Below are 14,248 nucleotides of genomic sequence, written 5' to 3'. Positions count from 1 at the left end.
GGGTGCGAGGGTCAGGCCTCGTCGTCCTCAGGCTCGAAGTCGACGCCGGCCTCGGCGCGCTGCTCCGCGGTGATGGGAGCCGGAGCCGCCGTCAGCGGGTCGAAGCCGTTGCCCGACTTCGGGAACGCGATGACGTCGCGGATCGACTCGGTCTTCGAGAGGTGCTGCAGCACGCGGTCCATTCCGAGCGCGATTCCGCCGTGGGGCGGGGCGCCGAACTTGAACGCGTCGAGCAGGAATCCGAACTGCTCCTGCGCGACCTCGTCGCTGATGCCCATGACCTCGAACACGCGCTTCTGCACGTCTTCGCGGTGGATGCGGATCGATCCTCCGCCGAGCTCCGAGCCGTTGCACACGATGTCGTACGCGTAGGCGAGAGCCGAACCGGGGTCGGTGTCGAAGGTGTCCTGGAACTCCGGCTTCGGGCCGGTGAACGCGTGGTGCACCGCGGTCCAGGCTCCGGCGCCGACGGCGACGTCACCGGATGCGACGGCATCCGCTGCCGGCTCGAACATCGGTGCGTCGACGACCCACGTGAAGGCGAACTCGTCGGGGCTCAGCAGCCCGAGACGGCGGCCGATCTCGACGCGGGCGGCGCCGAGCAGCGCACGGCTCTCCTTCGTCGATCCTGCGGCGAAGAACACGCAATCGCCGGCGGAGGCGCCGACGAACTCCGCGAGCCCTGCCTGCTCGGCCTCGGACAGGTTCTTGGCGGCGGGGCCGCCGAGCGATCCGTCTTCGTTGAAGAGCACGTAGGCGAGGCCGCGGGCGCCGCGCTGCTTGGCCCAGTCCTGCCACGCATCGAGCTGCTTGCGGGGCTGGCTCGCGCCACCCGGCATGACGACGGCGCCGACGTACTCGGCCTGGAAGACGCGGAACGGAGTGTTCGCGAAGTACTCGGTCGCCTCGACGAGCTCGAGTCCGAACCGCAGGTCGGGCTTGTCGGAGCCGTACTTGGCCATCGCCTCGGCGTAGGTCATGCGCGGCAGCGGGGTCTGCACCTCGACGCCGATGGTCTTCCACATCGCCTGGATGAGCGACTCCATCAGCGTGATGACGTCTTCCTGGTCGACGAAGCTCATCTCGATGTCGAGCTGCGTGAACTCCGGCTGACGGTCGGCGCGGAAGTCCTCATCGCGATAGCAGCGGGCGATCTGGTAGTACTTCTCGACGCCGCCGACCATGAGCAGCTGCTTGAAGAGCTGCGGCGACTGCGGCAGCGCGTACCAGCTGCCGGGGTGCAGGCGAGCGGGCACGACGAAGTCGCGGGCGCCCTCAGGGGTCGAACGCGTGAGCGTCGGCGTCTCGACCTCGGTGAAGTCCTCGCCGTGCAGTACGTCGCGGACGGCCTTGTAGACGTTCGAGCGCAGACGCAGAGCGGATGCCGTCGCGGGGCGACGCAGGTCGAGGTAGCGGTACTTGAGGCGAGCCTCTTCACCGACCGTCTCGGTGTCGGCGACAGCGGTCGACACCTGGAACGGCAGGGGAGCGGACTCGTTCAGCACCTCGACGTCGGTCGCGATGAGCTCGATGTCGCCGGTCGGCAGGTTCGGGTTCGCGTTGCCCTCGGGGCGACGCGAGACCTCGCCGGTGACCTTGAGGACGAACTCGTTGCGCAGCGGATGTGCGACCTCTTCATCGCGGATGACGACCTGGGCGATGCCCGACGCGTCCCGAAGATCGATGAAAGCGACTCCTCCGTGATCACGACGGCGATCGACCCAACCCGAGAGGGTGACGGTCTGACCGATATGCTCGGCTCGCAGTGAGCCTGCCGAGTGGGTGCGAAGCACGGAGGATTCCTCCTGATCTGGGAAATGATGAACCCGCCCATTCTACGTGCGCGGGTGTCGCCTCCTTCGCGCGCGGCATATCGCTCAGTAGGATCGCCACGACAGCCGCTCGACCAGCGAAAGGGTCATCATGGACTCCAACGGCATCTCGGAACTTTACGCCCAGATCTTCTCCGGCACGACAGGCCTCATCACGCTCGCCTTCTACGTCCTCGTCGTCATCGGTCTGTGGAAGGTGTTCACGAAGGCGGGATACCCCGGCATCCTCGCGATCATCCCCTTCGTCAACATCATTTTCCTCGTCAAGATCGCCGGGATGTCGGGCTGGCTCGCGCTGCTCTACATCATCCCGATCGTGGGCTTCATCTTCGGGATCATCGTCGCGATCAAGCTCGGCGAACGGTTCGGCAAGGGCGGGTTCTTCTCGTTCTTCCTGCTGTTCGTCTTCCCCTACATCGGGTACCTGATCATCGGCTTCGGCGAGTCCCGCTACCGCCAGGTCTGACATGGTGGCGTCGCGACTGCACCTCGTCCGCCACGGTGAGGTGCACAACCCGAAGCGCGTCCTCTACGGTCGACTGCCCGACTATCACCTGAGCAGGGAAGGTCGGAAGATGGCCCAGGCGGCCGCCGACCACGTCGCCTCGCTCGACAGGCCGGTCGCCGCGCTGTACTCCTCTCCGTTGGAGCGTGCCCAGGAGTCGGCGGAGCCGTTCGCCTCCGGATTCGATCTGGTGCCCGAGATCGACATCCGCATCATCGAGCCGACCAACGTGTTCGAGGGAACGCAGATGCGGCGCTCCCTGATGAACCCGCTCAACTGGTGGCATCTGCGGCAGCCGGCTCTTCCGAGCTGGGGTGAGCCGTACACGTCGATCGCCGAGCGGATGCTGAGCGCGATGGGTGAGGCCTGGCGATCCGTCGACGACGGCGATCTGGTGATGGTGTCGCATCAGGCGCCGATCTGGATAACGCACCTCAGGGTCGCGGGCCTGCCCCTCCGGCACGATCCGCGCACTCGCCGTTGCGCGCTGTCGAGCGTCACATCGTTCGAACTCGTCGGTGACGTGTGGCGCGAGGTCGCCTACGCCGAGCCTGCGGCGACCGGGGGTGCGGTCGACGTCGGGGCGGTCTGACCGCCTCCGCGTTCGAGTCGCGCACCTGGCGGCTCACGGGGCTCCCCATCCGCAAAGTGCGCGATTCGTACCGGTCAGGGGGTCATCAGCGACTGGATGACCCCGACCGCCGCCATCTGACCTGCCGCGGCGGCCAGCAGTACGGATGCCATCGGTCCGGGCAGGGATGCGCGGTGCGCGAGGTCTCCTGCGGCGTATACGCCGGGCAGCGAGGTGCGACCGAACTCGTCGACCTCGATCGAGCCGGACGGCAGCATCTGCAGACCGAGCTGATCGGCGAACGGGGCGCGGTGACGCAGGGAGGCGGCAGCGACGAACACGCCGGCGACAGAGCGCTCAGTGGACGCCGTGGTGACGCGCACGCCGTCGGCGTCCGGGGCCACGGCGGTCACGGGCTCCGGGCTGACCCGCGCGCCCAACTCTTCGAGCGTCCGGGCTTCGTCGGCGGTGAAGGTGGCCTCCACGGGATAGACAGTGATGTCCGAGACGATCCGGCCGAGGAGCCCGATCAGATGCTCGGCGCGGGGAGCGGGCCCGAGGATGCCGATGGATCGGCCCGCATGCTCGTGACCGTCGCAGAACGGGCAGCTGAACGCCTGGGTGCCCCATAGCTCCTGCAACCCCGGTATTGACGGGAGGTCGTCGGCGACTCCGGTTGCGAGGACCACGTGGCGTGCACCGACCGCATCCCCGTCCGCCAGCATGACGCTGTGTCCGCCCTCGATCGCGGTGACGGTCTGTGCGCTGACGTCGCGGATCTCGACGTCGGAGTACTCGGCGAGCTGCGTCCTGGCCGTCTCCCGGAATTCGGCCGGAGGAGTGCCGTCGTTCGCGACCACGTTGTGCATGTGCCGCACGGTGCCGTTGCGGTACTCGCCGGAATCGAGAAGCAGGGTGCTCCTGTGCATCCGCCCGAGTGTCAGTGCCGCCTGCAGGCCGGCGGGGCCTGCGCCGATGACGATCGCGTCGTACATGTGGGGTCCTTCCGAGGGGTCGCGCTTGCGTTCGTCCCCAGTCTGTGACTTCATGTCAACATGAAGTCAAGTGTCGAGAGTCCCTGGTCCGTCGGTGACGTCGCCGCCCGCTTCGAGCTGCCGACGAACGTGCTGCGGCACTGGGAGACCGTGGGTCTGCTCACGCCTGCTCGCGATGCCGCCGGTCGCCGCCGCTACGGACAGGACGACGTCGTGCGCATCGCGGTGATCCAGCGGAGCAAAGCGGCGGGCATGACGCTCGACCAGATCGCCGTGCTCCTCGACGACGGGAGCGCCGGGCGTCACGAGGTGCTGCAGCAGCATCTCGATGATCTCGACAGGCGGATGGAGGACATGCGCCGCTCGCGCGAGATGACCGAGCATGCGATGGGATGCCGCTCGCACGACATCGCCACCTGCCCACGCTTCCGCGCGAGTGTGGACGACGTGCTGGCCCGCCTCTGACCGACGTTCTGCGGCCCTCGCGCGCCCGGCCCACGCATAGGAACCCCTGCGTAAACTGGGAATCGTGCCACTCGCCTCGACGGTCCGTCCGATCCGCAGCGGCCGCTCCTCCCGCATCCGGCCTTCCCGCCGCGCGGTCGGTGTCGCGCTCGCCGCGGTGCTCGCCATCGGTTTGAGCGCCTGCGCTCCCGATCCCGTGAACGACTCGTTCCTCAGCGGCGACAACCCGGGATACGTGGCCGCAGACGGAGCGATCGTCGAGATCCCCGTCGCCGACCGCGGTGAGCCGGTCGCCGAGTTCGGTGGGGTCACCGAGAACGGCGAGGACTTCAGCAGCTCGGACCTTGAGGGCAAGGTCACGGTCGTCAACTTCTGGTACGCCGGCTGCGCGCCGTGCCGCGTCGAGGCGGAAGACCTCGAGAGCGTGTGGCAGGAGCACGGAGGCGACGATGTCGCATTCCTTGGCATCAACACGCGCGACCAGGCCGACACCGCCAAGGCGTTCTCCGCCGAGTTCGGCGTGACCTACCCGAGCCTGATCGACGTCGACACGGCCGAGGCGAAGCTCGCCTTCTCGTCCTCCGTGCCGATCCAAGCGACACCGACCACCCTCGTGCTCGACAAGCAGGGCAGGGTCGCCGCGCGCATCATCGGCCCCATCGACGGCACCTCGATCCTCTCGACGCTCGTCAAGGACGCGCTCGCGGAGGACTCGTGAGTCTCTCGGGAGCGGCGTGAACCCCGAAGCCATCATCGGATCGGGGGCCCTCTGGCTCGCGATCCCGGTCGCGATGCTCGCCGGCCTCGTCTCCTTCCTGTCGCCGTGCGTCCTGCCGCTCGTGCCGGGCTACCTCGGGTTCCTCGGGGGAGCGGTCGCTCCGCGTCGCGCGCCGAACACGGCAGACGGCACCGGCGTCTCGACGGTCGAGGCTCCCGCCCGCAGCCGGCTCGTTCTCGGCGTGCTGCTCTTCATCCTGGGCTTCACCGTCGTCTTCATCCTCTACACGGTGCTCAGCGGCACGTTCGGAGTCTTCTTCATCCGCTGGGGCGATCTGATCACCCGCATCCTCGGCGCCTTCATCATCGTCATGGGCCTGATCTTCCTGGGAGCCTTCGGGTTCGCGCAGCGAGAGATCCGCTTCCATGTCGACTCCAAGGTGGGCATCATCGGCGCACCGCTGCTGGGAGTCGCCCTCGGAATCGGCTGGGCGCCGTGCATGGGGCCCACCCTCGGCGCGATCATCGCGCTCTCGTTCAACGCCGGCGACCCGGTGCGCGCCGGGTTCCTCGGCCTCGCCTACTCGCTCGGCCTCGGCATCCCGTTCCTGCTCGTCGCCCTCGGATTCGGGTGGGCCACGAAGACGATCGGGTTCCTCCGTCGCCACATCCGCGTCGTGAACATCATCGGCGGCGTGCTGCTGATCGTCCTCGGCGTGCTGATGGTGACCGGGCTGTGGACCGACATCATGTCGAGACTGACGGCGGTGATCAGCAGTGTCCCCCTCCCGTTCTGATCAGAAGAAGACGCATCGGAAGGATGACGTGAGCAGCACTACCGACAGGTCGAGCGATCCGCTCCGACCGTCAGACCACGTCGACGGCGAAGAGTCGATCACCCAGCCCCGCCTCGGCTTCGTGGGCTGGCTGCGCTGGGGATGGCGTCAGCTGACCTCCATGCGCACCGCGCTGATCCTGCTCCTCGTGCTCGCGATCGCGGCGATCCCCGGCTCGATCTTCCCGCAGCGGATGGCCGACCCCAACGGCGTCACGCAGTGGGAACGCGACAACCCCGATCTCTTCCCGATCCTCGACGGCCTGAAGCTCTTCGACGTCTACCTGTCGCCATGGTTCTCGGCGATCTACCTGCTGCTGTTCGCCTCGCTCGTCGGCTGCGTCATTCCGCGCATCCGCCACCACGCCAAGGCTCTGCAGGCGCGACCGCCGCGCACTCCCGCACGTCTGAAGCGGCTCGCCGACTTCCGCGCGGTCGAGCGCACGTCGACGGATGCTCCTGCCGAGGCTGCCGCGTCGATCGACATCGCGCAGAAGCAGCTCAAAGCCCTGGGCTACCGCGTCGAGCGCTATGACGACAAGCGATCGTCATCGGTCTCGGCCGAGCGCGGCTACTGGCGCGAGACCGGCAACCTGCTCTTCCACCTCGCGCTCGTCGGCGTGCTCATCACGGTGGGCGTCGGCGGCGGATTCGCCTACACGGGTCAGCGCGTGCTGGTCGAGGGCGAGACCTTCGCGAACACCCTGCTCGACTACGACTCGATGAACCGCGGACGCTTCGTGAGCGACGGCGCACTCGCCCCGTACTCGATGCGCCTCGACAGCTTCGACGTCACCTACCAGCCGTTCGGCGAGCCGGGATCGGGACAGGCGGGCGACTTCTCGGCCAACGTCACGGTGCAGGAGAACGGTGAGGAGCGCACCGGATCGGTCAAGGTGAACGAGCCGCTCGGGGTCGCCGACGACAACGTCTTCCTGCTCGGCAACGGCTACGCGCCGACGATCACGGTGCGCGACCCCGCCGGAGATGTCGTGTTCACGAACAGCACGCCGTTCCTGCCCCAGGACAACAACATGACCTCGCTGGGCGTCATCAAGATCCCCGACGGACTCAGCGAGCAGGTCGGCCTGGTCGGCTTCTTCTACCCGACCACCGGTGTGCTCGACACGGGGGCCTTCTTCTCAGGTTTCGGTGATCTGACGAACCCCACTCTCACGCTCGACGTCTACACGGGCGACCTCGGCATCAACGAGGGCATCCCGCGGTCGGTCTACGTGCTCGACACCACCGGAATGACGAAGGTCACGGGCCGCACGACCGACCTCGAGTCGATCGAGCTGACTCCAGGACAGACCGCCGATCTGCCGAACGGTCTCGGGACCGTCACGTTCGAGGACGAGTCCCCGGCGGGGGCGACCGACGCCTCGCAGTCGGTCAAGCGCTTCGCGTCGCTGCAGATCCACCGCGATGCCTCCGGGCCGTGGGTGCTGGGCTTCGCGCTGCTCGCCCTCGGTGGCCTGATGCTCGCGCTGTTCATCCCGCGCCGCCGCGTGTGGGTCAAGGCGACGGCTGCCGACGGCGCCGTCTCGATCGAGTATGCCGGTCTCGCCCGAGGCGAGGACCCCACGCTCGCCACGGCCGTCGACGACCTCGTGGCAGGTCATGCCCGACTGCTCGACGCGGCAGGAGTCACCGCGGCTGTGCCCGAGCCTGAGGATGCCGAGCCTGAGGATGCCGAGGAGCCCGAGGGTCCCGGCGAGCCCGCGGCTCCTTCCGACGAGTCCGAGATCGAGCCGGGCACGACCCCTGCGACCGAATCCGAGGGCGACCCCGACCGCCCCGCATCCGACATCCCGAAAGTAGACTGACATCATGTTCGACCTCGAAGTGATCTCGCCGATCCTGCTGTGGACGGCGATCGCGATCTACGCGGCGGCCTTCGTGGCCTTCGCCTTCGACCTCGCCCGCCGGTCGCAGCTGTCGGCCGACTCGGCGAGCGTTCGCGAATTCGAGCTCGTCGGTGCCGGCGCTGCCGCACGCGGGGGCAAGGCAGCGAAGGGCGCCTCAGCGGCATCCGACTCCGACGCCGCCCCGCAGCGATTCGTGATGGCCCGGATCGGCACCTCGCTGACCGTCCTGGCATTCGTCTTCCACCTCGCGGCGACCCTCACACGCGGCTTCGCCGCCGGCCGCGTGCCGTGGGCGAACCTGTACGAGTTCGCGATGATGGGCACGCTGCTGATCGTCGCGGTGTTCCTCGTGGTGCTGACGCGCATCGACCTGCGCTTCCTCGGCACGTTCATCACGGGCCTCGTCGTGATCCTCCTCGGCCTCGCCGCCACGAACTTCTACGTCGATGTGTCGCCGCTGATGGACCCGCTCAAGAGCGTGTGGCTCGTGATCCACGTCTTCGTGGCCTCGCTGGGCACCGCGTTCTTCGCTCTCGCGTTCTCGCTCTCGGTGATCCAGCTGATGCAGTCGCGCCGCGAGCGCCTGATCTCCGAGGGTGCGGAGAAGACCGGCCCCGGGTTCCTGCGCACGTTCCCCGGGTCCGACCGCCTCGAGAGCATGGCCTACCGGTTCACGATCATCGGGTTCATCCTCTGGACGTTCACCCTCATCGCCGGATCCATCTGGGCCTACTACGCGTGGAGCCGCTTCTGGGGCTTCGACGTCAAGGAGACCTGGACCTTCGTCATCTGGGTGCTCTACGCCGGATACATCCACGCCCGTGCGACGCGCGGCTGGCGCGGAAACCCGTCGGCCTGGCTGGCGATCGTCGGCTTCTCGGCCGTGCTCTTCAACTTCACGATCGTCAACGTGTTCTTCAAGGGTCTGCACGCATACTCGGGCCTGAGCTAGACCGCCCGATCGAACACCGGCTGACCGCGCGTCAGCGGAACGAGCGCAGTCCGAACGGGATCACCTCGGAGTGCTCGACGCCGTCCTCGTACCAGACGAATTCCGCCTCGGTGATGGTCTCTGCAGGGCGCTTGCTGAGCGACCGGCGTGACTTGTGCGACAGCTCGGTCCAGGCCGCGACCGACAGGGTCTTCGCGTAGATCACGGAGAGGTGGAACGTCCACTCCTCCGTGCTGCGCTCGTCGAGGCGGCGGAAGTCTGTGGCCTCCAGCGCTGTGCTGAGGTTCGCATAGGCGGAGACGAGGGACGACGTGCGCGTCAGTCGCAGGATCACGGTCTGCCACGGTGTCGGGAACACGTCGACGGCCTCTGCGACGACCTCGATCGGACGCTGCGCCACCGCCCATTCGCGGATCAGCGAGAGCAGCTCGTCGCGCCGTTCGGGCTCGTGGAAGGCGCGGAGCGTGACGTGCTCGGTGTGCGGGTGCGGTGCATCCATGCGGCCGAGCGCGGACCTCTGCTCGGCTCGGTACACATCGGAGACGGCCCTCGTCGGGCGCAGCACGAGGTACTGCTGCCCTTCCAGCGAAGCGAGCTGGGTGGGCGAGGTCATGAAGGGGCGGCGCATCTCCTGATCGTACGTGCGTCGAGGGAGGGCTGAATACCGCCTCCTGCCCGGCGGGCACGGATTCGGAGCGGATACGCGACGCGCCGCGCATCGAGGACGATGCGCGGCGCGTCAGCGGATGGCGTCCGAAGCTGTGCTCGGGCGAGGTCTGAAACTGTGCCCGGAGGGACGATCGGATCGGATGCTCAGGCGGTCGCGAGTGCCGCCTTGGCCGAGGTGGTGCGACGCAGCGCCACCGCCACGGTGGTGGCGACGAGCGACAGCACACCCCAGACGACGAGTCCCGCGGCGGCGCCTCCGGTCGCGGCGATGAGGCCGGTGAAGGCGGGTGCGGTCGGGAGCGCAGCTCCGAGGTCGGCGAGCCATCCCGGCACCGTCGAGATCAGACCCGTCGCGATGGCGAGGACTCCCACCAGAGCGCTGATCCAGCGGCCGATGCCGCCGAACACCGCCACCAGGGCCTGGTTGACGGCCGCGAAGACGATTCCCGCGAGCACAGCGATGCCCGCGAACGCCCACCAGGTGCCGGCGTCGTAGCTCGCGACGATCTGCACGATCAGCGACACCAGCAGGCCCTGGGCCGCACCGATGGCGGCGGCGGGGGCGAAGGCGCGGAGAGCGAGGCCGGCGGAGGATCGACGCGACGTCAGGGTGCGGGCCGTATGGGCGCGCATGACGAGGAACGAGGCGAGAGCACCGAACCACAGCACGACCGCGGCGAGCAGCGGGATGGCGGTGGGCCCGAAGATCGTTGCTCCGTCGGCACCCTTCGATGCGACAGGGTCGGCGATCACGGACGCGAGCGAGGTCGACTCCGAGTCGCTGAACGAGGGGAGCGAGTCGGCTGCCGTGCGCAGGCCGCCGGCGAGGTCACCGGTGCCGGTCGCGAGCGTGTCGAGTCCGGTCGAGAGCTCCGTGGCTCCGGTGGCGAGCTCGGTCGCTCCACCGGAGAGCTGACCCGCCCCGCTCGACAGCGCGCGCGCACCGGCGGCCGACTCGTCGAGACCCTGCGACGCGAGCTGGTTCAGGCCGTCGGCGAGGGTGGTTGCGCCGGCGCCGGCCTGGCCCATCTGGGCGGCGATGGTGGACGGCAGAGCAGCGAGCTGCTGTACTCCGGCATCCGTCTCCGTCGCGCCAGCCGACAGCGCGGCGATCTGGTCGCAGTAGGCCTGAGCCGCCCCACTCGCCACGCACTCGCTCGAGAGCTTGTTCAGGCCCGCGGCGACGCCCGCGGAACCGGTTGCGACCTCTTGCGCGCCGGCCGCGCGGCTCTGCAACTCCGCCGCGCCTGCGGTGAGGCCCTGACCGAGTGTCGTGGCTCCGCCGGCGGCCTCCCGGGTCCTCGCAGCGAGCGTGTCGAGACCGGAGGCGAGCGATGAGGCGCCCGTGCCGAGCTCGGCAGCCCCGGATGCCAACTGGGTCGCACCGTCCGGGATCGCTGCGGCACCGGTCGCGGCATCCCGTGCTCCCGTGGCGAGCTGCACGGCACCGTCTGCGGCCTCGCCGATCTGGTCGCCGATGGTGGTGAAGCCGACGAGGATGTTCTCGGTCGTCGCCTCCGACAGCAGCGTGCCCATGCTCGAGGCTGCGACGTTCGCGATCTGGCTGGTGATCAGATCGTCGGCGACCAGGCCGTCGTCGGGCGTCGTGACCTGGATCGTGGCCTGCTCGGCCTCGCCGCCGCCCTCCGAGATCGCCTGACCAGCGGAGGTCGCTGCCGCGGAGAACTCCTCGGGGATCGTGATGACCGCCTGGTACGAGCCGTCCGCGAGCCCCTCGGCCGCGTCATCCTCGTTCGAGATCACCCAGGTGAGGTTCGAGTCGAGCTCGTCGGAACCCTCGACGAGCCCTGACGCGAGCTGGCGACCCAGGGGAGTGAGCTGCCCGTCGATCTCGACCGGTTCGTCGAGGTTGACGATCGCTGCCGTCATCGAGTCCAAGCGGTCGGTCGGGTTCTGCAACGCGGCGACGAGGATGCCGCCGACCGCTGCCGGCAGCAGCAGGATGCCCAGGATGGTCAGCCAGGTGATGGGCTTGCGCGAACGGGCGCGCTCGATGGGGAGGGTCATGCGTTCACCTCGGTCGATTCGGAGGATTCTTCCGCGCCGTGAAGGGCGGAAGAGAGTGCGGCGGGTGCATCGATGTCGATCACGTCGGCGGGGCTGCGCCCGGCATCCGTGAGGACGTCGATGGCGATCTCGGGGGAGAGTGCGGTGAGCAGTACCGCGGTCGATCTACGGGCGTCGCGCAGTCGGGCTGCGAGCTGATCGCGCTCGGGGCGGGAGAGTCGATCGACGCCGTCGATCACCACGAGAGCAGGACGTCCTCGCAGCGCCTCCGACAGATCGGTGGACAGGTCTCCCCTGTCCGCGGCCATCACGGCGCCGACGTGCGAGCGCACCCAGGCAGCCCGCCCGGGCAGCAGATGTCCGGCCACTCGGAGGCGGCCGTCGTCGGGGGTCACACGCCCGGCGATCGCCAGCGACAGGGCGCGGAGCGCGCCGGCCGAGGTGCCGGTCAGCACGGCGGCAGCGCCGGGAGCGAGCCGGATGTGGAGCCGGTCGATGCCGGCATCTGCGAGCGCGAGGTCATCGGCGGCCACGACCGAGCCGTCTCCCGGCCACGCGGCCAGGTGCCGTTCGCGCTCGACCGCCTCGCCCTCGATGTCGACGCTGGGCAGGATCTTCTCCAGCCAGGCGGGGATCTCCCAGGCGCGCTCGCCGAGGATCGCCATGAGCGCGGGGATCAGCGTCATCCGCACGAGGAACGCATCGATCGCGATACCCGCGGCGAGACCCAGCGCGATCGGCTTGAGCGACGAGTCGCCCTCGGGGACGAAGGCCACGAACACGGCGAACATGATCAGCCCCGCCGCGGTGACGACCTTGGCCGAGCCCGTGAAACCGGTGCGCACAGCACGCAGCGCGGCGGCGCGGCGGGTCGCTCGATCCGGGCTTCTGCCCTCGGGGTCGTGCACGAAGTCCTCGCGCATCCGCGAGACGAGGAAGACCTGGTAGTCCATCGCGAGTCCGAACAGCACTCCCATCAGGATGATCGGCATGAAGCTGATGATCGGGCCGACCTTCGCCACGTGCAGGGCGTCGGCGAACCAGCCCCACTCGAACACCGCACCCACGACGCCGAACCCGGCGACGATCGAGAGCAGATAGCCGGCGGCGGCCGTGATCGGCACCCAGAGCGAGCGGAACACGATCGTCAGCAGGATCAGCGAGAGACCGATCACGAAGATGCCGAACGGCAGCAGGGCATTGCCGAGTTGGTCGGAGATGTCGATGCCCACGGCCGTGAACCCGGTGACCTTCAGATCGATGCCGAACTCGTCGAGCCACTCGTCGTGATGGGATCGGAGCTCGCGCACCAGATCCGCGGTCGCAGGGTCGTCGGCGGCCGTCTCGGGGATGATCTGCACGATGCCGGTGTCGGCGGTCTCGTTGGGGGTCGAGAGGGCGACCTCTTTGACCCCGTCGATCTTCGCGACCGCATCGCCGAGGTCGTCCATCAGGGTCAGCGGGTCGGTGGAGGTGACGATGGTGCCGGTGAGGATCAGGGGGCCGTTGAAGCCGGGGCCGAACTCTTCGCCGACGAGGTCGTAGCTCTGTCGGGCTTCGGAGTCCTTCGGGAGCACTCCGGCGTTGGGTAGGGCGAGGTTCAGGCTCAGGGCCGGCACCGCGACGATGCCGAGTCCGATCACGACGGCGAGCGACACGAGGATCGGACGCGTGGTCACCCCGGTCACCCAGCGCTCGCTGAACCGGCGACGCGGGGCAGGAGCGGGCTTGCCCTCCTTCGCCTTCGGCGCCTTGCGCGGGCGCCCCGCGACGCGGCCCTTCATGAAGCCGAGCAGCGCGGGGGTCAGGGTAACGGCGATCGCCACGGCGACGGCGACCGCGGCGGATGCGGCGATTCCCATCGTCGTGAGGAACGGGATGCCGGCGAAGCCGAGTCCGATCAGCGCGATCAGCACCGTGACGCCGGCGAACACGACGGCGGAGCCGGCGGTGCCCACCGCGCGGGCCGTGGACTCCTCGGGGTCGACGCCCTCGCGGACCTGGTCCTGGTGCCTGGCCATGATGAACAGCGCATAGTCGATGCCGACCGCGAGTCCGAGCATGAGGGCGAGTAGGGGGGTGGTCGATGAGACCGTGGCGAAGGCGGTGGCGGCGAAGATGCCGGCCATCGAGATGCCCACACCGAGGATGGCGGTGAGGAGCGGGAGCCCCGCGACGACGAACGAGCGGAACGTGACGATCAGCACCAGCAGGGCGATCAGGAGCCCGACCGCCTCGGTGAGGGTCACGCCGGGGATGGACGTCGCGAAGAGGTCGCCGCCGAGCGCGGTCTGGGATCCGGCCGGGAGCTCGTCGGTGAGGTCGGCGACGACGGCTCGGAGGGCGTCCTGCGTCGCGTCCGAGACATCGCTCGCCTGGCCGTCGAACTGCAGGCGGATGATCCCGGCGGTCTCGTCGTCGTTGATCATGCCGCTGACCATCTCGTCGAACGGCGAGGTCGCCGAGAGCACGGAGTCGTCGAGATCGGCGAGTTCGGCGACGGCATCCTCGATGTCATCCCGATACGTGTCGTCGGTGATCGAGTCGCCGTCGGCCGCGACCACGATGATCTGCGCGCTGGTTCCGCTCACTGCGGGGAACGAGCGGTTGAGCTGCTCGAGACCCGCCTGCGACTCGGTCCCGGGGATCGAGAACGAGTTGTCGGTGCCCGCTCCGAGAACGAGTGCACCCGCACCGGCGATGCCGAGCGCGAGGAGCCAGGAGACGAGGACGCGCCACGGGTGCCGGTAGGACCAGCGGCCGAGCGAGGACAGGAGTGTGGACACGAAGCACCTCAGGGAATCCGGG

General features: G+C 68.7%; 12 protein-coding genes. 7 read left to right on the top strand and 5 right to left on the bottom strand.

Going from position 1 to position 14,248, the window contains the following annotated elements; genetic code table 11:
• Positions 1 to 11: 11 nt before the first annotated feature.
• Positions 12 to 1,793 (bottom strand): aspartate--tRNA ligase, encoded by a 1,782-nt coding sequence (aspS, locus tag ASF80_RS07525; protein ID WP_056309424.1) that lies wholly within the window; start codon positions 1,791 to 1,793, stop codon positions 12 to 14.
• A gap of 130 nt (positions 1,794 to 1,923) precedes the next feature.
• Between aspS and ASF80_RS07520 the strand changes: the two genes are divergently transcribed.
• Positions 1,924 to 2,298 carry a DUF5684 domain-containing protein gene (locus tag ASF80_RS07520; RefSeq protein WP_056309422.1) on the top strand — a complete coding sequence of 125 codons (375 nt, stop codon included), beginning with the start codon at positions 1,924 to 1,926 and terminating at the stop codon, positions 2,296 to 2,298.
• Between the two features lies 1 nt (position 2,299).
• Positions 2,300 to 2,929, top strand: a complete 630-nt coding sequence (locus ASF80_RS07515; RefSeq protein ID WP_056309420.1) for a histidine phosphatase family protein — start codon at positions 2,300 to 2,302, stop codon at positions 2,927 to 2,929.
• Positions 2,930 to 3,003: 74 nt separating this feature from the next.
• Here ASF80_RS07515 and ASF80_RS07510 read toward each other — a convergent pair whose 3' ends face one another.
• Complete coding sequence (locus ASF80_RS07510) at positions 3,004 to 3,957, bottom strand: NAD(P)/FAD-dependent oxidoreductase (RefSeq protein ID WP_235559906.1); 954 nt, start codon at positions 3,955 to 3,957, stop codon at positions 3,004 to 3,006.
• A 6-nt stretch (positions 3,958 to 3,963) separates the two neighbouring features.
• On the opposite strand from ASF80_RS07510, the gene ASF80_RS07505 reads away from it, so the two are divergent.
• The 5 genes from ASF80_RS07505 (at position 3,964) to ccsB (ending at position 8,743) form a co-directional block, all read left to right on the top strand.
• A complete protein-coding gene (locus ASF80_RS07505) occupies positions 3,964 to 4,368 on the top strand; it encodes a MerR family transcriptional regulator (RefSeq protein WP_056309416.1) in 405 nt (134 codons plus the stop codon).
• A gap of 64 nt (positions 4,369 to 4,432) precedes the next feature.
• On the top strand, positions 4,433 to 5,086 hold the full coding sequence (locus ASF80_RS07500) for a TlpA family protein disulfide reductase (protein WP_082488215.1): 654 nt from the start codon (positions 4,433 to 4,435) through the stop codon (positions 5,084 to 5,086).
• A 16-nt stretch (positions 5,087 to 5,102) separates the two neighbouring features.
• Positions 5,103 to 5,882, top strand: coding sequence for a cytochrome c biogenesis CcdA family protein (locus ASF80_RS07495; protein WP_056309414.1), 780 nt, complete (start codon positions 5,103 to 5,105; stop codon positions 5,880 to 5,882).
• A gap of 28 nt (positions 5,883 to 5,910) precedes the next feature.
• A complete protein-coding gene (locus ASF80_RS07490) occupies positions 5,911 to 7,749 on the top strand; it encodes a cytochrome c biogenesis protein ResB (protein WP_164481741.1) in 1,839 nt (612 codons plus the stop codon).
• Between the two features lie 4 nt (positions 7,750 to 7,753).
• The gene (ccsB, locus tag ASF80_RS07485) at positions 7,754 to 8,743 is read left to right on the top strand and encodes a c-type cytochrome biogenesis protein CcsB (RefSeq protein ID WP_056309411.1); all 990 of its coding nucleotides are present in this window, start codon (positions 7,754 to 7,756) and stop codon (positions 8,741 to 8,743) included.
• 31 nt (positions 8,744 to 8,774) lie between these two features.
• Here ccsB and ASF80_RS07480 read toward each other — a convergent pair whose 3' ends face one another.
• The 3 genes from ASF80_RS07480 to ASF80_RS07470 form a co-directional block, all read right to left on the bottom strand.
• Positions 8,775 to 9,371, bottom strand: coding sequence for a 2'-5' RNA ligase family protein (locus ASF80_RS07480; RefSeq protein ID WP_235559905.1), 597 nt, complete (start codon positions 9,369 to 9,371; stop codon positions 8,775 to 8,777).
• Between the two features lie 185 nt (positions 9,372 to 9,556).
• Complete coding sequence (locus ASF80_RS07475; protein ID WP_056309409.1) at positions 9,557 to 11,440, bottom strand: YhgE/Pip domain-containing protein; 1,884 nt, start codon at positions 11,438 to 11,440, stop codon at positions 9,557 to 9,559.
• Positions 11,437 to 14,226 carry an MMPL family transporter gene (locus tag ASF80_RS07470; RefSeq protein ID WP_056309406.1) on the bottom strand — a complete coding sequence of 930 codons (2,790 nt, stop codon included), beginning with the start codon at positions 14,224 to 14,226 and terminating at the stop codon, positions 11,437 to 11,439. Before ASF80_RS07470 ends, ASF80_RS07475 begins: the two co-directional genes overlap by 4 nt.
• Positions 14,227 to 14,248: the final 22 nt, after the last annotated feature.

The sequence above is a fragment of the Microbacterium sp. Leaf159 genome (genome assembly GCF_001423615.1).
Taxonomy (GTDB): Bacteria; Actinomycetota; Actinomycetes; order Actinomycetales; family Microbacteriaceae; genus Microbacterium.
This window is presented reverse-complemented; position numbering and strand designations above follow the sequence as displayed.